Annotated in this window: 20 protein-coding genes and 1 tRNA gene; 12 read left to right on the forward strand and 9 right to left on the reverse strand. The window is 70.3% G+C overall.

Features of this window, described 5'->3' with window-relative positions; genetic code table 11:
* Positions 1-7 precede the first annotated feature (7 nt).
* Positions 8-505: a hypothetical protein gene (locus Pka01_RS05925; RefSeq protein WP_203881566.1), complete on the reverse strand. Its 498-nt coding sequence runs from the start codon at positions 503-505 to the stop codon at positions 8-10.
* Positions 506-745: 240 nt separating this feature from the next.
* Between Pka01_RS05925 and Pka01_RS05930 the strand changes: the two genes are divergently transcribed.
* The 3 genes from Pka01_RS05930 to Pka01_RS05940 all read left to right on the forward strand — a co-directional run bounded on the left by Pka01_RS05930 (position 746) and on the right by Pka01_RS05940 (position 5,097).
* On the forward strand, positions 746-2,542 hold the full coding sequence (locus Pka01_RS05930) for a substrate-binding domain-containing protein (protein ID WP_203881567.1): 1,797 nt from the start codon (positions 746-748) through the stop codon (positions 2,540-2,542).
* Between the two features lie 212 nt (positions 2,543-2,754).
* Positions 2,755-4,314, forward strand: a complete 1,560-nt coding sequence (locus tag Pka01_RS05935) for an RNA polymerase sigma factor (protein WP_203881568.1) — start codon at positions 2,755-2,757, stop codon at positions 4,312-4,314.
* A gap of 210 nt (positions 4,315-4,524) precedes the next feature.
* A complete protein-coding gene (locus Pka01_RS05940; protein WP_203881569.1) occupies positions 4,525-5,097 on the forward strand; it encodes a hypothetical protein in 573 nt (190 codons plus the stop codon).
* Here the strand turns inward: Pka01_RS05940 and pdxR are convergent.
* On the reverse strand, positions 5,094-6,488 hold the full coding sequence (pdxR, locus tag Pka01_RS05945; protein ID WP_203881570.1) for a MocR-like pyridoxine biosynthesis transcription factor PdxR: 1,395 nt from the start codon (positions 6,486-6,488) through the stop codon (positions 5,094-5,096). The two genes, Pka01_RS05940 and pdxR, sit on opposite strands and share 4 nt — an antisense overlap.
* Positions 6,489-6,556: 68 nt before the next feature.
* Here pdxR and Pka01_RS05950 point away from each other — a divergent pair, with 68 nt between their 5' ends.
* The 8 genes from Pka01_RS05950 (at position 6,557) to Pka01_RS05985 (ending at position 13,710) form a co-directional block, all read left to right on the forward strand.
* Positions 6,557-7,195 (forward strand): pyridoxamine 5'-phosphate oxidase family protein, encoded by a 639-nt coding sequence (locus Pka01_RS05950; RefSeq protein ID WP_203881571.1) that lies wholly within the window; start codon positions 6,557-6,559, stop codon positions 7,193-7,195.
* Between the two features lie 85 nt (positions 7,196-7,280).
* Positions 7,281-8,204 (forward strand): serine/threonine-protein kinase, encoded by a 924-nt coding sequence (locus Pka01_RS05955; RefSeq protein WP_203881572.1) that lies wholly within the window; start codon positions 7,281-7,283, stop codon positions 8,202-8,204.
* A 141-nt stretch (positions 8,205-8,345) separates the two neighbouring features.
* A complete protein-coding gene (locus Pka01_RS05960; protein WP_203881573.1) occupies positions 8,346-10,064 on the forward strand; it encodes a serine/threonine-protein kinase in 1,719 nt (572 codons plus the stop codon).
* A gap of 41 nt (positions 10,065-10,105) precedes the next feature.
* Positions 10,106-11,512, forward strand: coding sequence for a protein kinase family protein (locus tag Pka01_RS05965; protein ID WP_203881574.1), 1,407 nt, complete (start codon positions 10,106-10,108; stop codon positions 11,510-11,512).
* Between the two features lie 9 nt (positions 11,513-11,521).
* The gene (locus Pka01_RS05970) at positions 11,522-12,520 is read left to right on the forward strand and encodes a DUF2510 domain-containing protein (RefSeq protein WP_203881575.1); all 999 of its coding nucleotides are present in this window, start codon (positions 11,522-11,524) and stop codon (positions 12,518-12,520) included.
* A 21-nt stretch (positions 12,521-12,541) separates the two neighbouring features.
* Entirely contained in the window at positions 12,542-13,138 is a 597-nt protein-coding gene (gene orn / locus Pka01_RS05975; protein WP_203881576.1) for an oligoribonuclease, read from the forward strand.
* A gap of 84 nt (positions 13,139-13,222) precedes the next feature.
* A tRNA-His gene (locus tag Pka01_RS05980) sits at positions 13,223-13,298 on the forward strand.
* Between the two features lie 190 nt (positions 13,299-13,488).
* A complete protein-coding gene (locus tag Pka01_RS05985) occupies positions 13,489-13,710 on the forward strand; it encodes a helix-turn-helix domain-containing protein (protein ID WP_203881577.1) in 222 nt (73 codons plus the stop codon).
* 54 nt (positions 13,711-13,764) lie between these two features.
* On the opposite strand, the gene lat is transcribed toward Pka01_RS05985, so the two are convergent.
* From lat to Pka01_RS06000, 3 genes are all read right to left on the reverse strand, one after another.
* Positions 13,765-15,051, reverse strand: coding sequence for an L-lysine 6-transaminase (lat, locus tag Pka01_RS05990; protein WP_203881578.1), 1,287 nt, complete (start codon positions 15,049-15,051; stop codon positions 13,765-13,767).
* 132 nt (positions 15,052-15,183) lie between these two features.
* Positions 15,184-15,843: a PAQR family membrane homeostasis protein TrhA gene (gene trhA, locus Pka01_RS05995; protein WP_203881579.1), complete on the reverse strand. Its 660-nt coding sequence runs from the start codon at positions 15,841-15,843 to the stop codon at positions 15,184-15,186.
* A gap of 58 nt (positions 15,844-15,901) precedes the next feature.
* Positions 15,902-17,488 carry a penicillin-binding transpeptidase domain-containing protein gene (locus tag Pka01_RS06000; protein ID WP_203881580.1) on the reverse strand — a complete coding sequence of 529 codons (1,587 nt, stop codon included), beginning with the start codon at positions 17,486-17,488 and terminating at the stop codon, positions 15,902-15,904.
* 45 nt (positions 17,489-17,533) lie between these two features.
* Here Pka01_RS06000 and Pka01_RS06005 point away from each other — a divergent pair, with 45 nt between their 5' ends.
* The gene (locus tag Pka01_RS06005) at positions 17,534-18,406 is read left to right on the forward strand and encodes a spermidine synthase (protein WP_239114764.1); all 873 of its coding nucleotides are present in this window, start codon (positions 17,534-17,536) and stop codon (positions 18,404-18,406) included.
* Between the two features lie 18 nt (positions 18,407-18,424).
* Here the strand turns inward: Pka01_RS06005 and Pka01_RS06010 are convergent, their stop codons facing one another.
* Genes Pka01_RS06010 through ngcE form a run of 4 tightly spaced genes read right to left on the reverse strand, consistent with a single transcriptional unit; the run spans position 18,425 to position 22,025 of the window.
* Positions 18,425-18,682, reverse strand: coding sequence for a 4a-hydroxytetrahydrobiopterin dehydratase (locus Pka01_RS06010; protein ID WP_203881581.1), 258 nt, complete (start codon positions 18,680-18,682; stop codon positions 18,425-18,427).
* A gap of 55 nt (positions 18,683-18,737) precedes the next feature.
* Positions 18,738-19,637 (reverse strand): carbohydrate ABC transporter permease, encoded by a 900-nt coding sequence (locus Pka01_RS06015; protein ID WP_239114765.1) that lies wholly within the window; start codon positions 19,635-19,637, stop codon positions 18,738-18,740.
* Between the two features lie 2 nt (positions 19,638-19,639).
* A complete protein-coding gene (locus tag Pka01_RS06020) occupies positions 19,640-20,575 on the reverse strand; it encodes a carbohydrate ABC transporter permease (protein WP_203881582.1) in 936 nt (311 codons plus the stop codon).
* A gap of 4 nt (positions 20,576-20,579) precedes the next feature.
* The gene (gene ngcE / locus Pka01_RS06025; protein WP_203881583.1) at positions 20,580-22,025 is read right to left on the reverse strand and encodes an N-acetylglucosamine/diacetylchitobiose ABC transporter substrate-binding protein; all 1,446 of its coding nucleotides are present in this window, start codon (positions 22,023-22,025) and stop codon (positions 20,580-20,582) included.
* Positions 22,026-22,045: the final 20 nt, after the last annotated feature.

Genomic DNA, 22,045 nt, shown 5'->3' on the forward strand with positions numbered 1-22,045 from the left:
GGCCGGGTCAGGGCAGCCGGACGGCCCCGGCCATCGTCGCATCGGCGCCGGTCACATCGGCGCCCGTGGCATCGTCGGCCGTCACGTCGGGGTTCGCCGTCACGACGATCAGCTTGGTCAGCATGCCGGTGCCCTCACCCGCCGAACACGTGATCGCGACGGGGCTGACCGCGGTGGCCGTGCAGGACGGGCGCGGCGCCCGGAACGGGCGGTCCCGTTGCCACTGGAGGGTCACGACGGCGAGATCGAGGCCGAGCGAGCGGAACGCCCGCGCCAGGGCGGGGCCGGCGCCTGGATCGGTCCAGGCTCGGCCGGTCCGTCCGGTCATCACGATCTCCCGCAGGCAGGTGAGCTCGCGCAGCCGCCGCCGGACCTCGGCGGGACAGCCGGGTTCGGCGAACTCGATCAGGACGAGATCCGCGGGCCACTCTCGACGCGTCGCGAGGGACGCCGCGACCGACGTCTCGCCGAGTTCGCCGACCTCGCCGTCCATGACCGCCGCCACCCGCGCCCCCTAGCCCTCTGCGCCTCACGATACATCGCGTTTGCCCCAGGTCAAGATGTATCGCAAGTTACTTTACATGCTGAGTCTTTACCATGACTTTTCGTAATCGGTGCACCAAGACTGGCGTTTTGCCAGAGTTGGCGCAACCAGTATCGTTCCGTAAGCATTCAGGTGAATCTCCCTAAATGGTGGCGCGGAGTCGCGTACCGTCGGGAGCCAATCGACTCCGAAGAGGGCACCATGGGCGGACGTCACCGCACTGACGAACTCGATGGCGGCTTCGACTCATACAACGATCCGCCACCACGCCGGCGTGCCAGCCGGGGCAGGGTGTTCGTGCCCCTGGCGGGTGCCGTCGCGTTGGCCGTCCTCCTCGGTGTGGCCGCGTACGTCATCGTGAACAAGGACGCCGGTTGCAGCTCCGGCGCAGACAAGATCGCGCTTTCGGTCGCGGCCTCCCCGGACATCCAGCCGGCGATGGAGAAGATCGCGAAGTCCTCGGCCCCGTCGGTCGACGGGAAGTGCGTGGAGGTCACCGTCACGGCGGCCAAGGCGGCCGACGTCGCCAACGCGATGGCGGGCACCGGGGCGACCGGCGCCAAGCTGAACCCTGCCGTGTGGATCCCCGACTCCAGCCTCTGGCTCGCCGGGCTCGCCAAGTCGGGCGGCCCCGCCGTGAAGCCGTCGGGCAACGCCGCCGACTCCCCCGTCGTGCTGACGGCGTCGAAGGCCGGGGCGTCGAAGCTCAAGTCGGCCTTCAGTCCGGCCAGCTGGACGGGCCTGATGAGCGCGGCCAACGCCGCGAACCCTGACGGGCTCGCCAAGAAGGTCCGCGTGCTCGCGCTCGACCCGACGCAGAACGCGGCCGGACTCGGCGCGCTGCTCGCCGGAGCGAACGTGCTGAAGTCCGCGGGCGGCGACGAGGACGTCCTCGTCGGCGTGCTCCGGCAGTTGTCCGAGTCCACGGTGCCGTCGTCGGACAGCATGTTCGCCACCCTGACGAAGGCGGCGGCCCGCATCCCCGTCGGCATCTCCACCGAGCAGGCCGTCTGGGCGTTCAACACCAACAAGACCCCGAGCAACCCCGCCGTGGCGCTGTACCCGGCGGAGGGCACGGTCAGCCTGGACTACCCGATCATCATCACGACCAAGGACGCCGAGCTGCGCAAGGCCGCCCAGGCGTTCGCCGCGAAGGTCACCTCGGCTGACGGCCGCGAGACCGTGCAGTCCTTCGGCTTCCGCACGCCGGACGGCAAGGGCGGCGCCCAGCTCACGGCCGACCACGGCGTGAACGCGAAGAAGCCGACGACGCTGCCGCTCCCCAACGCCGCCACCATCACCCAGCTCGCCCAGGCGTGGCAGCAGATCAAGCTCGGGACCAAGATCCTCGCGCTGATCGACATCTCGGGCACGATGGCTCTGCCGGCCGACAAGTCCGGCACCACCCGCATGCAGGCCATCTCGAACGTCGGCATCGAGGGCCTGAAGCTCTTCCCCGACAAGGCCGAGCTCGGCATCTGGGCCTTCTCCGACAACCTGCGCGGCAAGGGCGTCGACTGGAAGCAGGTCGTGTCGATCGGCCCGCTCGCCCAGCAGAGCAACGGGGTCACCCGGCGCACCCTCATCGAGCAGGCCCTGCGGGCCTCCCAGGCGATCCCGACCGGCAACACCGGCCTCAACGACACCCTCTGGGCGGCCTACCAGAAGATGTCCAAGGACTACGAGCCTGACAAGGTCAACACGATCCTGCTCTTCACCGACGGCGTCGGGAACGACGACCCCAACGGCGGCATCTCCAACAGCGAGATCCTGCAGAAGCTCAAGCAGGCCTACGACCCGAAGAAGCCGGTCAGCATCCTGATCATCTCGTTCAACACCAAGGAGGACGAGAACCGCAAGCAGATGAACTCGATCGCGAAGGCCACCGGCGGAACGGCGTACTTCCCGCAGACCGTGCTCGAGATCCGCAACATCTTCCTGAAGGGCATCGCCCGCCGCCTCTGCGCGCCGAATTGCGGGGACCCCGGAGGGAAGTAGCGCGAACGCGCAGAGGCTTCTTCACTGAACGCCGGGTCCCATGAGGACCCGGCGTTCACTTTTGCCGCAAGGCTCGCTCTGGGCACAGTTTTCGCAGGTCATGCCCGCTAAGCATGGCTTACGGATCAGTAAACGAGGGTCCCTCCGGCGGCGTCATTCTCGTGTGGGGACTGGCTCGCATCTGGTTTCCGTCTCGCGGGGAGGAACAACTGTTGCCCGGATGGCCGGACGTCGGCCGTACCGACGATCATCGACTGCTGGAGGCGCTCCGGCGCGGGGACGCGCACGCGCCCGCCAGTCTCTATGACGCGTACGCCGACCGACTCAACGACTACGCCCATACTCTTCTGAACGACCAGGATCTCGCGGCGGACGCCGTGCACGACAGCCTGGTCATCGCCTGCGGACGCGTCGACCGGCTGACCGAGCCGGCCCGGCTGCGGGCCTGGCTCTACGCGCTGGCCCGCACCCGGAGCGGGGCCTGCACAGGCGGCCGGACACCGCCGCGCGGCATGGCCCCCTACATGGCTCCGGACGAGTCGCCTGCCGACCCGGGGCTCGCGGCGGTCGTCCACGAGGCGCTCGGCGAGCTCGGGCAGTCCGAACGCGAAGCGCTCGACCTGGCCGTGCGGCACCAGCTGTCCACCGCGGAGATCGGAGCGGTGCTGGGCGTCACGTCCCGGCAGGCGGCGGGACACCTGTCCAGGGCACGCGCCCATGTGGAGAACTCCGCCGCGGCCATCGTGCTCGCCCGCACGGGACGGGCCCACTGCCCCGACCTGTCCGCGCTCGTCGACTCCGGCGTGGGCGCGTCGTGGCGGGACGGCCCGTTGAGCTCCGCTGTCCGCAAGCGGCTGAGCCGGCACATCAGCGGCTGCAAGATCTGTGCGGAGGGCCGCGAGCGACACGTGTCGGCCGATGCGCTGCTGGCCACGGTCGCCGTCGCGTACCCGCCTCTCTCCCTGCGACGTCAAGTCATCGACACGTGCCTCGCCCCGGAGTACGAGGCGGACCGGGCGGCGATCCTCGAGCAGGGGGACCGGTTCGACAGAAGGGGGTTCCCCGTCGCGCCCGGCGGGCCGTCCGGCAGGAGACGGGCCCGCAGGCAACGCGTCCCGTGTGACCGGCGCAGGAGCCGGACCACCTTCATCCTGCTGGCCGCGGTGTTCGTGTTCGGCACGGCCGGCGCCGCGACCCTGATCTACGGCCAGGCGCCCGAGGGCCGGCTGGAGGCGATGAACCCCCCGTTCTCCGAACCGCCGGACACGCTCGTCCCGGTCCCGGAGGAGGATCCGGCGGAGACGGCCGAGCCGGAGGAGACCACGCCGGCCCCGGCCACCCCGTCGCCCACGCCCTCCGCCTCCCCCCCGGCCCGCGTCACGACCTCTCCCGCCACCACACGGCCGACCCGGACTCCCTCCGCCCGCGTCACCCCGCGACCACCCCGCCCCGCTCTCGACCTGGGCTGCCCGGGCGACCTCGGCGCCGTCACCTCCGGCGTGATCACCCTGACCGCCCGGAACGCGGCCGTCGACTGGACGGCGACCACCCACGACGGCGTCAGCATCAGCCCGAACCAGGGCCGGATCAAGGCGGGCGCCTCGAGCCAGATCACCGTGACGATCATCGACCCCACGTCGGCGGGCGCCGGGGTCGTCGGCTTCCGCTCGGCGGGGGGCAACCCCTCCTGCCGGCTCTCCTGGAGCGGGACGGGCGCCAGTCCCTCACCTGAACCCTCGGCCACCCCGTCGCCGGACCCCTCCCTCCTGTAGGCGGCGGGGCCCCCGGCCGCCTCATCTGGAGCCTCAGGAAACCCAGCGTCACCAGGGACAACGTCAGCCTTTGGCCGGATCCGGCCAAAGGCTCCCGGCCGGTAACAATCACGATTCCCGAGGTGTCAGCCAGAGCCCGAAAGGGGAGGAAACACGCGACCGAGGATCTTAGGGGGCATTGTGGCCCAAGCATGGCTTCCTGGTGCCAGTGTGAATCCCTCCTCCGAGGACTCCGGACCGATGATCGGCGGAGCTCCCCGGGCTGTCTGGTTCATCTGGCCCGCCGACCCCCACGGGGTCTCCGCATGGTCGGTCGCCCAGCGGCTCATTCAGCTCAAACGGCCCCCTCACCTGGTGTGGAACCCGGTGACAGGAGAGACGTCGCAACTCCTGCCGATCACGAGGGCGGCCTGTGGGCTCCCGGGCGACCGTGGACGCAACGGACGGGTCTGCGTGCAGATCCGGGTCATCGGCTCGGCGCACGAGCCCTTCACCGACACCAAGCTGGACGGTCTCGACGAGATCCTGACGTGGCTCGACGCGTGGGACATCCCCCGCCGCTGGCCGGCAGGCCCGCCCCAGGCGTTCCCGCAGTCACTCGTGAGTGCCCGCAGCGGCCGGATCTGGGCGCGCGGCGGGCACTTCGGCCACTCCCAGGTGCCGGGGGCGAGTGAGGGGGACCCGGGCTCGATCGACATCTCCCGGATCATCGGGGACGAGTCGCCCGAGTTCTCGGTGCCCCGCCCGCGCGAGGACTTCCGGGTGCTGGAGCGCGTGATCTAGAGCAGGTCTCTGATCACGGCACAGCCGCGCTTCACGTCGGCGAGGGACGCGTAGCCGTACCCGAGAACGAGGCCGTGGACCCGCGGCGGCCCGTGGTGATGTCGTCCGGTCGTGTCCAGGAGGACTCCGCGCTCCTCCGCCCTCCTGACGAGGTCGGGCACGACCGGCTCGGGCAGCTCGATCATCACGTGCAGGCCTGCGGTGTCCCCCTGCACGAGCGGGCCCAGCGCCTCGACGATGGCCGCGCGGCGCCGGGCGTACTCGAGCCGCATCCTGCGCAGGTGCCGGTCGAGGTCGCCGCGCTCGAGCAGGGTCGCGACGGCCTTCTGCACCGGCCCGGGCGTACGGTCGCCGAGTTCGTCCCTGCGGCGGGCGACGGCGGCGAGCAGCCCCTCGGACGCGACCAGCCAGCCGAGCCCCACATCAGGGCTGAGCGACTTCGAGAGCGTCCCGAGGAGCACGACCCGGTCGGGGTCCATGCCATGGAGCGCGGGCAGCGGGGCGACGTCGTAGCGGAATTCGGCGTCGTAGTCGTCCTCGACGACGACCGCCCCGGTACGGCGGGCCCACGCGAGCAGCCGCTCCCTGCGCGGGATGGACAGGCGCCCGCCCACCGGATACTGATGCGCGGGAGTCGTGTAGAGCACCTCCAGGTCATCGGGCAACTCCTCGACGATCACCCCTTGGCCGTCCACGGGGCACGGCACGATCTCGGCGCCCCTGGCGGCGAACACGTTGCGGGCGACGCGGTAGCCGGGCTCCTCGACACCCGCCCTCGCGCCCGGCCGGATGATCGTGGCCGCGATGAGGTCGAGCCCGTTGCCCGTCCCCCTGGTGACCATGACGTTGCCCGGGCCCGTGGGCACGGCCCGAGCCCGGCGGAGGTGATCGGCCAGAAGTTCGCGCAGCTCGGCGTGGCCGTAGGGGTCGGGCCATCCGGAGGGCGCGAGCTCTCCCGCGCTGCGCCAGGCGCGCCGCCAGGCCGCCTCGTCGTATCCGGAGACCCACGGCCGCCCGGGGCGCAGATCGATGATCCCCGCCGTCACCCCGCGGGGCGCGAGCATGACGGGGTCGTCCTCCGGGCGTTCTCCGCCGCCCCGCCTCCGGCCGGTGGCGGCCCGCCCCAGGCCGTCCCCCGAGGCGGCCACGTACGTGCCGGATCCGTGCCGCCCGTCGAGCCAGCCCTCCGCGTAGAGCTGCTGGAAGGCGTCGGCGACCACGGTGCGGCTCACGCCGAGCAGGGCGGCGAGCGCCCGGCTCGACGGCAGCCGCTCCCCCGGTTTCAACGCCCCGCTCCGCATCGCCTCCCGCAACTGGTCGCCGATCTGCACGACGAGCGGCAGCGGCGCGGCCCGGTCCACGACCAGCGGAAGATCGACGTCGGTGCGCAAAGTGGTCTCCCACAAGTCATCGGGAGTGGACGTGTTTCACCAGTCCACTCTCATCTAACTTTACGGTCATGCTCTCCACCACGGCCCGTACGACTCTGAACCGGGGCAAGAAGCGTGCCCGGACCGACCGCGCCGACCTCTACGCCGCGCTCGACGCCGGTCTGATCTGCCACCTCGGTGTGATCGTCGACGGGGCGCCGATGGTGGTCCCGACCGGCTACGGGCGCGTCGGCGACACGCTCTACCTGCACGGCTCGACCGGCGCCGCCTCCCTGCGGGCGGGGACGACCGAGCCCGTGTGCGTCACAGTCACCCATCTCGACGGCATCGTGCTGGCCCGCTCCGCCTTCCACCATTCGGTGAACTACCGCTCTGCGATGATCTACGGACGGCCCCGCCTCGTCGACGACCCGGACGAGCATCTCGAAGGGCTCCGTGTCATCACCGAGCAACTCGCACCCGGCCAGTGGGACGTCGTCCGCCTCCCCACCAGGAAGGAACTCGCCGCGACCGCCGTCCTCGCCCTGTCCCTGGAGGAGGCGTCCGTGAAGATGCGGCAGGGCCCGCCGGTCGACGACGAGGAGGACTACGACCTGCCGGTGTGGGCGGGCGTGTTGCCGCTGAGCGTGTCCTGGGGCGAGCCTGTGCCCGATCCGCGCCTGACTCCCGGCGTGACCGTTCCGCGGCATATCTGTGAGAGGGGATAGCGGGGATCCCCCTAATTCGGCACACTTTGCGCATCCCGTTCGATCGGATGGGCCCCGCGGGCGCCCACTCACGGCAGGAGTGCGCATGACCGTTCCCGGCGAGTGGCGGGTGCCCGGATACGCCGAGGTGCGCCCACTCGGGTCGGGAGACGACGGCCGCGTCGTCCTGGCCGTGGAGGAGACGTCGGGCTCCCACGTCGCCATCCGGTACCTCCCGGAGGAGGCGCGGACGGAGCCCGGCGTCGCGGAGCGGTTGCGCGCGGACCTCCGGCTCCTGGCGGATCTCGACGATCCCCACCTCGCCAGGGTGCACGAGTACGCCGACGGGCCACGCGGCGCGGCGGTCGTCATGGAGCCGGTCAACGGGGCCTCACTGCGGGCGGTGCTCCGCGGGCAGTCCCCGATCACGCCGCGGGCCGCCCTCGTGCTGTTCAAGGACTCCCTTCTCGGGCTCGCGGCGGCGCACGAGGCCGGCGTGGTCCACGGCGACCACAAGCCCGAGCACGTGCTCGTGCAGGGCGACGGCGCGAGCAAGCTCGTCGGCTTCGGCCTGGCCGTACGCGCGAGGGCGACCGCATACACGGCTCCCGAGGTGCGGGCCGGACGGCCGGCGTCGGCCGCCTCCGACATGTACGCCGCGACCGCCGTGCTCAGTGAATGTCTCACCGGCCGACTCCCGGGCGGACGCCATTCCGAAGCGGCGTCCCGGCAGGTGCCGGTGCCGCTGCGCGATCTGGTCGAGCGGGGACTGGCCGGGGACCCCGGCCTTCGGCCGCCGAGCGCCGCGATGTTCGTGGCCGAACTCGACGAGGTCGCGTCCGCGGCGTGCGGAGCGGCCTGGGAACAACGGGGCAGACGGGCGGTCGCCGACCTGGCCGCCCCGCTCGCCCCCACCTTCCCGCTGAACCGGCCGCCCCTCGACCGGCCGCCGGGCGTCCTGCGCTCGATGGCGGCCGCCGCCAGGAGCCGCTTCGGGCGGGCGGCCGCGCGGCATGCCCGCACCGACTGAACAGATCACACTTTTCACTGATTACGCACAGTTAAGACCGTTTGACAGCTATGCGTGACTGTTTCATGACTTTTCGATTCACTGGTGAGGGCCGTCGTTAAGCTCGACCACGGCGGGGGGCCGGGCGATGAGGGAGACCGCATGTACGGCCAATCGGGCACCTGGTTCGTCCCCGGCTACACCGAGATCCGAGAGCTCGGCACCGGGGCCACAGGAAGGGTCGTGCTCGCACGACATGACGCCAACGACATTCCGGTGGCGATCAAGTATCTGTCCGACGAACTCCTGACCGACCTCGAATTCGTCTCCCGATTCCGGCACGAGGCTCGCGTGCTCGCGACGCTGCCGGCCAACCCGCACGCCGCCCGCTTCTACGAATACCTGGAGACGCCGCAGGGCGCCGCCATCGTCATGGAGCTGATCGACGGCGTCTCGCTGCGCGTCATGCTCCGCTCGCAGGGCCCGACCGGCCCGGAGGCGGCGCTGGCCGTGCTGAAGGGCTCCCTGTTAGGGCTGGCCGCCGCGCACGCCGCCGACCTGGTCCACCGGGACTACAAGCCCGAGAACATCCTGATCGAGTCGGACGGCACGAGCAAACTGGTCGACTTCGGCATCGCCGCCCGCGCCGGGGAGGCCATGACCACGAGCGGCACACCGCCGTACATGGCGCCCGAGCAGTGGTCGGGCGCGCCGGCGAGCCCGGCGACGGACGTCTACGCGGCCACCGTGGTCTTCTTCGAGTGCCTCACCGGGACCCGTCCCTTCCGGGCGCAGAACATGGCCGCCCTGGCCCGGCAGCACCGGATGACCCCGCCTCCCGTGGACGAGGTGCCCGCCCCGCTGCGCGGCCTGGTCGAGCGCGGCATGGCCAAGCACGCGGCCGAGCGCCCCCAGAACGCCGAGGCGTTGATCAACGAGCTCGAGTTCCTCGCGTACGAGGCGTACGGCTCGGAGTGGGAGGAGAAGGGCCGGCGGCGTCTGGCCGTCCTCGCCGGGCTGCTGCTTCCGTTCTTCCCGCTGACCGAGGAAGCGCCCGAGGTCGGCACGTCACTGGCCGAGACCAGGCTGGGCAGGGGCAAGAGCCTGCTGAGCAAGACGGGCATGAAGGTCGGCCTGTCGCTGGCGGGCGCGGTGGTGGTCGCCACAGGTGGCGCGCTGCTGGTCGGATCCATCACCAACGGGACGAAACTGCAGGCGGGCAGCGTGGCCGAGTCGCCTGCCGCACCTGGATCCGGCACCGAAGTCACCGACGACCCCCTCACCCCCGAAGAGACGGCGTCGGACGAACCGGAGGAGTCGCCGACCCCCGATCCCGTGGTGGCGCCGCCGCCCGCCCCGCCCGGCAACCCGGGCGCCAACCCGCCGGCCAATCCCGGCAATCCACCCGCCGACCCTCCGGGTAATCCGGCGAACCCGGGCAACCCTCCGGCCAACCCCGGCAACCCACCGGCCGACCCTCCAGGCGGCGGTCCCGCGAACCCACCCGCCGACCCTCCAGGCGGCGGCCCCGCGAACCCGCCCACCGACCCCGGCGATCCCGATGATCCGCCCACCGACCCGGAAACTCCGGAAGACCCACCCGGAAACACGCCGCCTGCCGAGACGCCTGACCCCCCGACGTCGCCGTCACCGGAATCGCCTTCGCCCACCCCGCCGGACAGCACCTCCCCCAGCCCGTCGGAGACGCAGTCGACGGAGAAGCCGACGGACTTCCCGACCATCACGCGGGGCGTTCCCCAAACGTCGGCCCCGGATGGCGGGGAGCCGCGCGAGGAGCCGCCCGGGCAGAACCCGCGTGACGTGCCGACGGGAATTCTCGGGACAGTCCTGATCACAATCGGCCTGTTTCCGTCACACTGACGGCGAAGAGGATTGCCGGAAGGCATCGGAGGCGGCGGTAAATGCAGGACGGCGCGACCATCTCGGGGTACCGGCTCACCGGCCGGACGCGGATCAGCGAGCTCGGCACGTGGAACGACGCGATCTCGCCTGACGGAGTGCCGTCCGGCGTCCTGCGATTCGATCCCCGGGCGGTGGCGGCGCCGGACGCCAGGGAGCGGCTCGTCTCCGCGGTGGGCGCCGACCGGCGGCTCGTGCGCAGCGGCCTGCCCTCGCTGCTCCCTGTCGCCGATCTCGTCACCGCGCGGGGCGAGGTCTGGCTGATCACCTCCCGCCCGGCGATCCCGACGGTCTCCGACCTCCTCACCGGCGGCACGGGACCGGACTCGGGCAGCGCGGGAACGATCCTCGTCGAGATCGCCCAGGCCCTGCTGTCCCTGCACGCGGCGGGGCTCACGCACGGCTCCCTGCATCCCGGGACGGTGGTGATCGCCGAGGACGGCTCGGCGATACTCGCCGAACGGGGACTGATGGCCGCGATTCGCGGCGACTCTCCGCCTGTGGAGCGTGACATCGCCGCCTGGTCGGCGCTCGCCCGCACGCTGTCGGCGAGTTGGGCGTCCGGCGACGCGGCACGGCTGTTCGACCGGGCCGCCTCGGCGGCCTCGACCGGCGGGCTGGCCGCCGCGCGCGACACCCTCGTGGCCGGACGCGAGGTCCTGCCGCCCGGTTTCACGACGCGCGACCGCCTGGTGGAGACCCTGCACCGGTGGTACGCGGCCGACGTCCCGACCTCGCCCGCCCCCTCCGGGCCCGACCCCGGCCAGATCGTCACGCTGCTGCACGCCGACCGCGCGGGCTCCGTCCGTACGGCGCCGCCCGCGCGGCCCGCGCCCGACGGCGACATGATGATGCGTTTCGGGCCGGGCGTGCCCACGGAGGACCCGGACGTCCCCCAGAGCACGGCGGAGCGGATCTGGCGCTCCGGGCAGGACCAGCTGGCCACGCTGCACGGGCGGGAGGGATCGCGCGGGACGCCGCGGCGAGGCCGGCGACGCGCGACGGCGTGGGCGGGGGCCATCCTGCTCGCGGTCCTGATCGCGGCGGGCATCCTCTGGCTGCGCCAGTCGCCGGGTCCGGCGGTGGCCGTGGAGAAGGTGGACGTCCGCGGCCCGAAGAAGACCCTGTCGTGCGACGGCACGGCCACCATCGTCGGCGTGGTGACCACGAACGGCGGCGAGGGCTCGATCCGCTACGTCTGGCTCCGCAGTGACGGGCAGAAACTGGCCGAGCAGGAGTTGCGCGTGCTCTCCGGGCCGACCTCGGTCGAGCTTCCGCTGCACTGGAAGGTCAGCGGGGAGTCGTCCGGCTTCAAGGGCACGGCCACCCTGCGCGTCCTGTCCCCCACGACCTCGGGGAAGGCCGTACAGGGTAAAGCCACCTTCTCCTACAAATGCGAAGTTCACTAATGTGGCCGCATGACCACGACCCCCGCCGGTTGGTATCCCGACCCGTACGGATCTCCCCAACTGCGTTGGTGGGACGGCTCCCAGTGGACGGATGCCACGCATCCCCAGGAGGCATACGCGCAGGAGGCCACGGCTCCTCCTGAGCAGCCGTCCCACACCGCGCCCCTGCGGGCGCCGCTGCGGACCGAGCAGCCGATGTGGGGGCATCCGGGGCATCCTCCCCTACCGACGCCGGCCTTCGGGCAGCGGCCGAAGGCGACCCCGGTCTGGCCGTGGATCGCCGGGGGCGTGGCCGTCCTGGTGGCGATCGTGGTCGCGTTCACCTCGGTCCTCGTCTTCATGAACAACCGCTCGGGCTCGACGGCGTCCCGGCCGGACGAGGTGGTCCCGAGCGCGCCGCTCGACTCGATCGTCCCTCCGAGCCCGTCCCCGGCGGCGCCTCTCGCGGAACTCCCCCAGCCGTCGGGTGACCGGATCATCGACCCCGTGACGGGGCTGTCCTACGCCTTCCCCGGCGAACCGTGGACGGTGCCCAAGTCGGCCGACATCAACAACCCGGACAACCCGCAGGTCCCGCTCTGGACGAGCGGCTACAGCGCCCTGTCCCAGCAGGACTACGACGGCGAAGGCGGCGACTGGGTCGGGTCGATCTACGCGGCCCAGCTCCCCCAGATCCTGCCGTACGGCGGGCCACAGGATCTCCGCACCTCGGTCACCGCGATGCTCCTGGGCTACGAGCCCCTGTTCTACGCACCCCAGCACGAAAGGAAGGTCCTCCGCAACGAGGCCATGGAGGTCAGCGGGCACCAGGCCTGGGTGACCGAGTTCGAAATGGACTTCTCGAAGGAGGCCGCGGCCAACGGCTGGAAGTGGAAGACGGAGAAGGGGGCGTTCGTGCTGGTCGACCGGGGTCAGGACCAGCGTCCGTCCATGCTCTACATCTCCGTGCCGGACAATCTCGACCAATCAGTACTCAACCGGGTGCTGGACTCGCTCGAAGCCCGGTGACCGCACTACTACGCTGGTTCCATGACTGACCTGCTGGTCTGGATCGACTGTGAGATGACCGGGCTCGACCTCGGCCGTGACGCGCTCGTCGAGGTGGCCTGCGTGGTGACCGACGGCGAGCTGAACCAGTTGGACGAGGGTGTCGACGTCGTCATCAAGCCGCCTCCGGAGTCGCTGGGGCAGATGTCGGACGTCGTCCGGGAGATGCACACCGCCTCGGGGCTGCTCCAGGCGCTCGCCGGCGGTGTGACGCTCGCCGAGGCCGAGTCGATCGTGCTCGACTACATCCGCGGCCACATCGCCGACCCCAAGAAGGCGCCGCTGTGCGGCAACTCCATCGCGACGGACCGTTCCTTCATCGCGCGGGACATGCCGGGCGTGGACTCCTTCCTCCACTACAGGATGATCGACGTCTCCTCGATCAAGGAACTGGCCAGGCGGTGGTACCCCCGGGTCTACTTCGCCTCCCCAGAGAAACAGGGTGGGCACCGGGCCCTCGCCGACATCGTCGAGAGCATCCGTGAGCTGCGCTATTACCGTGCCGCCGTCTTCGTGCCGCAACCCGGCCCCGACTCGGCGACCGCGCGGGAGGTGGCCGAGGCGATCTCCGCGACCTGACCGCGAGCCTGATCGCGGGATGGAGCGCGATGGTCCCGAATGCCGCTACACTTTTCTCGTACGCCGTGCGGAACGGCGGACATGGTGGGTGTAGCTCAGCTGGCAGAGCGCCAGGTTGTGGTCCTGGATGTCGTGGGTTCAAGTCCCATCACTCACCCCAGTAAGGGAACGGCCGGTCCTGAGGGACTGGCCGTTCCCTTTTGCGCGCTTGCGGCGGATTGTGCGGCTGACGCGAGCAAGTCAGCGAACATTGCCACCAAAGGTAGATATTGCGAGTTATGCTCACCTGACGACCGCAACGCCGGATGGGCGGGGGGCCTCGGCGATCTTTGGCTCTTAACGGAGGCCGGATGAGAGTCGACGACCGCGCCGGAATGGGACTGAGCAAACGGGAGACCGAGGTCATGGACCTGATCGCCACGGGTCATTCCAACGGCGAGATCGCCCAGCGCCTGTTCCTCAGTGAGAAGACCGTCAAGAACCACGTCAACCGCATCTACGCCAAGCTCGGCGTCGCATCGCGCGTCACGGCGATCGGCCGCTGGCTCGGCGGAACCGACCCGGGGGCGTGAGAACCCCCGGGAGAGCGACGTCACCTCCTCGTCCCGGTGGTCACCGCACCGGGGTCAGGAAGCGGCGGGGACGCGGGTCAGGGCGTTGCGCAGGCCGTCCAGGCCGTACTCCAGCTCCTCCGGCTGGACGGACAGGGCGGGGCGCAACCGGACGGAGTTCTCTCCGCAGGACAGCGCGAGGATCCCCTCGTCCTCCCGGAGACGCTCGACCACCTCGCCGGGGTCGGGGACGTCGAAGGCGCACATCAGGCCACGCCCGCGGGCGTTCGTCACGAGCCCCTCGGCCTCGAGCCCGCGCAGCGCGCCGAGCAGCTTCTCCCCCAGGATCGACGCCCGCGGGATCAGCCCGTCACGTTCGATGATCTCCAGCATCCTCCGCGAGCGGACCATGTCCACGAGCCCGCCGCCCCACGTCGAGTTGATCCGCCCGCTCACCGCGAAGACGTTGTCGGGGACGAGGTCCACCCTGCGACCGGCCATGATCCCGCCCACCTGGACCTTCTTCGCGAAGGCCACGATGTCCGGGGCCAGGCCGAGCTGCTGGTAGGCCCACGGCGAGCCGGTGAGGCCGACCCCGGTCTGCACCTCGTCGAGGACGAACAGCGCCTCGTGCTCGTGGCACAGAGCCTGCATGGCCCGCAGGAACTCGGGACGCATGTGGTTGTCCCCGCCCTCGCCCTGGATCGGCTCGGCGATGAAGCAGGCGATGTCATGGCGGAACCGGTCGAACGCCTCGCGGGCCTGGGCCAGAGCCCGCTCCTCGGCCCGCTCGACGTCGCCGAAATGGATCGCGGGCACGTCGATCCTGGGCCAGCCGAACTTGGGGAACCTGTCGGTCTTCACCGGATCGGTGTTGGTCAGCGACAGCGTGTACCCGCTGCGCCCGTGGAAGGCGCGGGTCAGGTGGAGGACCTTGGTGCCCAGGCCGGGATGCCGGCCGTTGGCCTCGTTCCACCGGCTCTTCCAGTCGAAGGCGCACTTGAGTGCGTTCTCCACGGCCAGGGCGCCGCCCTCCACGAAGAACAGATGGGGCAGTTCGGGATCGCCCAGCACCCGCTGGAACGTCTCGACGAAGTCGGCGAGATGGGTCGTGTAGAGGTCGGAGTTGGCCGGTTTGTTCGCGGCCACCCGTCCGAGCAGGTCGAGGAACTCGGGATCGCCGGCGAAGGGGTTCATCCCCAGGGGAGACGACGCGAAGAACGTGTAGAAGTCCAGATACCGCCTGCCGTCGCGGACGTCGACCAGCCAGGACCCCGCGCTCCTGTCGAGGTCGAGCACCAGCCGGTAACCGTCGACGAGCAGGTGCCGGGCGAGACCGTCGTGCACAGCGCTGGGATCCATGCCGCCTCCGCATTACGTCGGGACCAACACAATTCCCTCATACCAGGCGATAGTTGTGAACAGTTTCCACAAAACTATCCCCCCAGGAGAACATTTTTCGCCCCGCAACGGATCGTCTGGGACTCCGGCCGATCAGACGGCGGCGTAGACCACCAGGGAGACGGCCACGTACTGGACGACGTAGGCCGCGATCGTGAAGGCGTGGAAGACCTCGTGGAAGCCGAACCACCGGGGAGAGGGGTCCGGCCGGCGCAGGCCGTACACGACCGCGCCCGCCGAATACAGCAGACCTCCCACGATGACCAGGACCCCGGCGGCTACGCCCGCGCCCGCGAACAACTGCGGCATGACGAACACGGCCGTCCAGCCCAGGCCGATGTAGAGAGCCGTGTAGAGCCAGCGGGGGGCGCGCAGCCACAACACGCGGAACAGCACCCCGACGGTCGCCCCGGCCCAGATGACCGACAGGACGGCTACCCGGGCGATCCCGTCCAGCGCGAGCATCGCGAAGGGGGTGTAGGTGCCCGCGATCACGAGGTAGATGTTGGCGTGGTCGAACCGGCGGAGCACCTCCGCGACGCGCGGGGAGAGCCTGCCCCGGTGGTAGGTCGCGGAGACGCCGAACAGCAGGCCGGAGGTGATCGCGTAGACCACGGCGGCCAGTCGCGCCTGCACGGTGGGCCCGAGGGCCACCAGCACGAACCCGCCCACCAGAGTCGCGGGCACGGCGCCCGCGTGCAGCCAGCCACGGAGTCTGGGCTTGGCCGTCCGTTCGAGGGAGATCGTCGTCACGTAACCTACGCTAGCGTAAGTTACTCAACCGTAGGTTGTGACGTACGTCTCACGCCTGTCAGAGGGCCTTGAGGAATCTCGCCGCGATCGGGACGGCCGCGTCGCGGCCGGTGCCCCCGTGCTCGACGAACACCGCGAACGCCAGATCCCCCCAATATCCGATGAACCAGGCGTGATCCGCACCGCCCTGCCAGTCCTCGGCGGTGCCCGTCTTGCCGGCCACGCCGTCGGGCAGCCCGGCGCCTGCCGCGGTCCCGTCGGCGGTCACCGCGTTCATCAGCGTGCGCAGCCCAGCGGCCACGCCGGAGGGCAGGCGCACGCTCCCCGGCCGGTCCGCGCCCGCCGCGGGCATCAGCAGCGGCGGCCGCCACTGCCCGCTCTCCACCGTCGCGGCGACCAGTGCCATGCACAGGGGGGTCGCCTCGACCGTGCCCTGGCCGAAGGAGTCCTCAGCCAGCGCGTCGTCGTTCTCCGGCTGCCGCATGCTTCCGCAGGTCCCGCCGACGCCGGACGGCAGGGGCACGCCGAAGCCGAAGGCCCGCGCCTGCTCCATCAGGGCGGCGGGGCTGAGCCGCTCGACCGCCATCCGGGCGAACGTGGTGTTGCAGGACAGCGCGTACGCCTCGCGCAGGGTGACCGACCCGTGCGCCTCATCCCGGTAGTTGGCGATCGAACGCCCTCCGGGGATCGTGTACGCGGCCGGGCAGTCGACCACGGTCTCCGTGGACATCCCCGCATCGAGCAGGGCCGCCGCCGTGACGGTCTTGAACGTGGAGCCGGGGGCGTACTTCTGCTCGAACGCCTTCCTCCCGCCCAGGCGGTCGGCGACCGCGAGGATCTCCCCCGTCGACGGCCGCACCGCCACGATGGCGGCCGGGTTCCGCACCCCGTCGAGCGCGCGGGCGGCCGACGCCTGCGCCGCCCATTCGATGGTGGTCCTGGTGCCCTTCGGGGCCTCGGGGACGTACTCGACGAGCCGTTCCGCCGGCTGCCCGGGGTTGTCCATCTCGACCCGCCAGCCCACGGACGTGCCTCCGGACGGCTCGGGGATCGCCGTGGAAAGCCGCGCGAGGTAGGCCTCGGCGTCGCTGTCCGCGGGGAAGTCCCTGCCCTCCTGGGTGACCAGGCGCACGGCGGGGACGCCGGTCGCGGCGGCGGTCCTGCGGAGCCCGCCCCCCGGCGCGAGATCGGGGTGCATGACGGCGGGCTCCCACAGGACCTTCCAGGTCTGGTCCCTGATCCCGAGCCGCATGGCCGACGGGTAGGCCCACGGGCCGTAGCCCGGCAGCTCGCGGGACTCGGTGATGGGCACCTCGGCGGTGTCCTCGCCGGTCATGACGGTCCGGCCCGGCGTCAGCCGCAGGGACCGCGCCGCCAGCGCCTCCTCGAAGCTCTCGTGCTGGGCGGCGAAGTCGGCCGGCGGGTCGTCGGTCAGCTCCCGCATCGCCGTGTAGTCTGCCGCCTCCCACGCCCGCAGGTAGGCCGCCGCCGTCCGCTCCGGGCTCCCCTCCACCTGCGGGGTGGCCGCCGGCGTCGCCGTGCCGGGCGCGGCCGCAGGCGCCCGTCCGCCGGATGTGAACAGTCCGAGCACCCCGGTGATCACGATGGCGCCCGCGACGGTGAAGAGCGCGAGCAGCGCTCGCACTCGCGTACGGTTTGACATGCAGGCCGGGCCTCTCGTGGGGGACGAGTGCCTTACATCACGCTGGAGGAGATCGAGGTGGCGAGGGAGAAGCAGCCGCTTCCGGGCCGGTATCCGGTGACCTTCGGCGAGGTGGAGCTCTTACGCGATCTCGACCGCCCCGACGGGTGGATGCTCAGCGTCGGCGGGGTGCCGCAATCCTACGTCGATCTCAGTGACCCTTCCTATCTCGAGTTCTCCTATGTGCAGCTGATGGCCACGGTGGTCGACTGCCTGCCGGACGGGCCGCTCGACGCCGTCCACATCGGCGGCGGCGCCTGCACCTTCCCCCGATACGTCTCCGCGGCCCGGCCGGGCTCGCGGCACATCGTGGTGGAGCCCGACGACAAGCTCGTCCAGCTGGTCCGCGACCAGCTCCGGCTGAAGTCCGTGCCCCGGCTGAAGGTCCGGGTGCTCGACGGCCGCACGGCGGCCGAGGGGCTCGCCGACGACTTCGCCGACCTGTTCGTGCTCGACGCGTTCTCCGGTGCGACGATGCCGGTGGAGCTGGCCACGGCCGGCTACATGGCGGAGATCTCCCGGATCCTGCGGCCCGCGGGGACCCTGGTGATCAACGTGGCCGACGGAAGCGGGCTCGCCTTCGTCAAACGGGTGGTCGCGACGGTCGCCGAGGTCTTCGGGCACGTGGCGCTGCTCGGCGAGCCCGGCATCCTGCGGGGCCGCCGCTTCGGCAACCTGGTGATCGCGGCCTCTCCCGTGGAGCTGCCGGTCGGCCCTTTGACGAGGAGGACGGCGGGCGGCCTCACCCAGGCGAGGTGCGTGTGGGGTGAGGACCTGTCGAAGTTCGTCGCGGGGGCCCGCCCGATCCGCGACGGGGACGCGGTCCTCGCGCCGGTGCCTCCCCCGGTCGTCTTCGGCTGACGACCGGGGAGACCCCGCTCACGCCTGGTGGTCGGCGACGATGCCGTCGATCCTGGCCGCCAGCTTGTAGTCGAGGTCGGTGAGGCCGCCCGCGTCGTGCGTCGTGAGCGCCAGGTGCAGGGTCCGCCACCGGATGTCGATGTCGGGATGGTGGTTCAGGGCCTCGGCCTGCTCGGCTATGTCGTTGACGATCGCGATGGCCGTACGGAAGTCGGGGGCGACCACGGTGCGGTGGATGGTGTCCCCGTCCCGGGTCCACTCGGAAGCCTCGTGCATGCCCCCAGGACACCATGAATCACCAGAAGGCGGAACCACGCCACACCGTCGCGGCCTACTTGGTCGCCCCTGCGGTCAGGCCCGACTGGATCTGCCGCTGGAAGATGATGTAGATGATCAGGACGGGGATGATCGCCATGCTGAGCGCGGCGAACAGCCCGGCCCAGTCGGCCTCGTACCCCGCGTTGGTCGAGATGTTGGCGATGCCCTGGGTGATCAGCCACTTGTCCTGGACGTCGCCGGGCAGCAGCACGATCGGCAGCAGGTACTGGTTCCACTGCCCGATCACGTTGAAGATCGTGATGCTGATCAGGCCGGGCTTGGCCATCGGCAGCATGATCTGGAAGAACGTGCGGGTGTGCGAGCAGCCGTCCATCATGGCCGCCTCGCCGACCGAGGACGGCAGGGTTCTGAAGAAGGCGGTGAGGAAGAAGACGGTGAACGGCAGCGAGTACGCCACGTAGACCAGGATCAGGCCGGTGTGCGTGCCCAGCAGCCCGAGGTTCTTCATCGTCAGCCACAGCGGGGCGAGCGCGAGGAACACGGGGAACGACAGGCCGGAGACGAACAGCAGGTAGACGGCCCGGTTGCCGAAGAAGGTGTACCGGGCGAGCACATAGGCCGCCATCGAGCCGAACAACATCGTGAGGAACGTGGAGACGGCCACGACCTTCACCGTGTTGATCATGTAGAGCCCGATGTGGGCCTTGTCCCACGCGCGCCCCCAGGAACCCCAGTCGAAGTTCTGGGGCATCGCCAGCGAGTTGTCGCCGAAGAGTTCGGTGTTCGTCTTGAAGGACGCCAGGAACGTCCAGATGATCGGGAAGATGACCAGGATCGCCCAGATCACCAGGGCCACATGGGACAGGCTGGAGAAGACGTCGATCGAGCGCCGGCGGGGCCGGGGGGCGGTCGCGGCCTTGCTCGGAGCCACGGGCATCACATCGGTCGCCACGGCTAGAACTCGATCCTCTCGCGCCGGGTCACCCGGAGGGTGAGCACCGCGAATGTCAGCGTCATGAAGAACAGCGCGACGCCCATGGCGGAGGCCACGCCGTACTTGGAGTAGGTGAAGGCGTTGCGCCAGATCTCCAGCGGGAGCACGGTCGTCGCGTTGTCGGGCCCGCCGCGGTCCACCGACAGGACCTGCACGAGCGCGAACCCGTCGAAGGCGGCGATGCCGAGGTAGACCCAGCCGACCTGGAGGGTGTCCCACAACAGCGGAATCGTGATCCTGAAGAACAGCGTGATCCGCCCCGCGCCGTCGAGCGAGGCCGCTTCGAAGACGTCCTTGGGGATGGACGCCATGCCGGCGGAGAACAGCACGACGTAGAAGCCGACGGCCTGCCAGACCATGACCCCGATGATCGTCCACAGGGCCAGGTTGGGCGCGATCAGCCAGCCGACGGGCTGGATGCCGACCGCGCCCAGGGCGCTGTTGAAGACGCCGGCCTTGTCCGGACGGAGGATCGCCTGGAACAGCACGCCGACGATGGCGACCGCGAGGACCTGGGGGAAGAAGAAGACGATCTTGTAGAACGCCGAGCCGCGCACACCGACCATCCGGCCGTTGCGCTGCCCTCCGCCGAGGTTGAGCAGGAAGGAGAAGAAGAGCGCGATCGCGATGGTGATCAGCGGCATGGCAAGCAGGAGCACCACGTGGTGGCGCACGGCCGCCCAGAAGACGTCGTCCTGGAACAACTGGGTGAAGTTGTCGAAGCCGACGTAGTCGAAATTGGGCGAGATGCCCCTCGAATTGGTGAACGAGATCTGGAACGCCTGGATGTACTGCCAGACCACGAAGACCACGTAGAGGAGCACAGGCACCGCGAGGAACGAGACGACGAACCCGTACTTCCGCAGCGCCGCCGGCGTCAGCTTGCCATGCCGCATCGGATCACACGCTCCGGGACTGCTTGTTGATGGAGGAGTCGGCCTTGGTCTTGTCCGCGGCCTTCTGCATGTTGGCGCAGAACTCGTCGGCGCTGATCCGGCCGAACATGAGCGCGTTGGTCTGCTTGCGCAGCTCGGTCTCGAGCTCCTTGTACCAGGTCTCGAACAGCGAGTAGGTGACCACGTTCTGGCCGGCGGCCGTCTGCGCGGCGACGACGCTGGTCAGGCCGGGCGACAGGGTCATGCCCTCGGTGGCGCCGACGACGACCGTGAGGCTCTTGGTCTTCTCGGTGAAGGCCTTGGCCGCCTCCTTCGACAACATGACGCGCAGGTACTCCAGGCCGCCCTGGGGGTTCTTGCCCTTGGCCGGCACGACGTAGCCCTCGGCGGCGGCGGCGCGGATCGCCTCGTAGGGCATCTTGTCGCTCGCCGACACCGACGGGGTCGGCGACATGGCGTACTCGAAGCCGGCCGGGGTGTCCTTGGCCTGCTCGGACTCCAGCCACGAGCCCGAGGGGTAGAGGGCGATCTTGCCCTGGTTCTGCTGGGTCTGGACCTCGGTGTGGATCAGGCCCTCGTAGGACTTGTCCATGTACTTGCCGATCTCGGCCCACGCGGTGGCGGCCTGCTTGACCGCGTCGGCGTTCCACGCGTTGTCGGCGAGGTTGTCGATGTTGAGCAGGATCTCGTTGCCGCCGATCTTCGCGGCCGAGATCAGGATCATCCAGTACGCGTAGTAGGAGGCGTTCTTGCCTGCGTACGCGAACGGGACGACGTTCTTGCTCTTGGCGGCCTCGGCGAAGGTCTTGAACTCGTCGAACGTCTTCGGCGGGGTCCAGCCGTTCTTCTCGAACATCTTCGCGTCGTACCAGAGGCCGTACGCCGTGTAGACGTAGTTCAGCGTGTACGGCTTGGCCGGGTCGCCGCCGAAGCCCGACTCGACGGTGCCGGGGACGATGGTGTCCTTGACCTTCTTGCTCGGGTCGTCGATCGAGGGCGCCTCGAACAGCGGGGTGAGGTCGAGGAGCTGGCCCGCGCCGATCAGCGCGCCGCCGTCGAGCATGTCGGTGCCGGAGTTGTTCACGACGTCGGGGACGTCGCCGCTCGCGAAGCGCGGGGTCAGCGTCTGGCTGATCGTCTGGATGCCCTGGTGCTTGATCTGCGCCTTCGGGAACTCCTTGCTGTACAGCGGCTCGTGCGACTGGGTCGCGTACTCGTCGCTGTAACCACCCTTGAAGATCACGACCTCGAGGGGCGCGTCGGCCTTGACGCCGAACGGGTTGGTGGCCGACGTCGCGGCGGCGCTGGGCGCGGCGGACGGGGCGGCCGAGTCGCCGCCGGAGGTGGCGCACGAGCTCAGCAGGCCGGCGGCGGGGACGGCGACGAGGGCGGTGAGGCCCACACGCCGCATCATCTGACGACGCGTGATCTCGCGGGGGGTACTAGTCATCAACTCTCCCGTGGCGGGGT

Origin of the sequence: Planotetraspora kaengkrachanensis (assembly GCF_016862895.1) — a bacterium.
In the GTDB taxonomy this organism is placed as follows: domain Bacteria; phylum Actinomycetota; class Actinomycetes; order Streptosporangiales; family Streptosporangiaceae; genus Planotetraspora; species Planotetraspora kaengkrachanensis.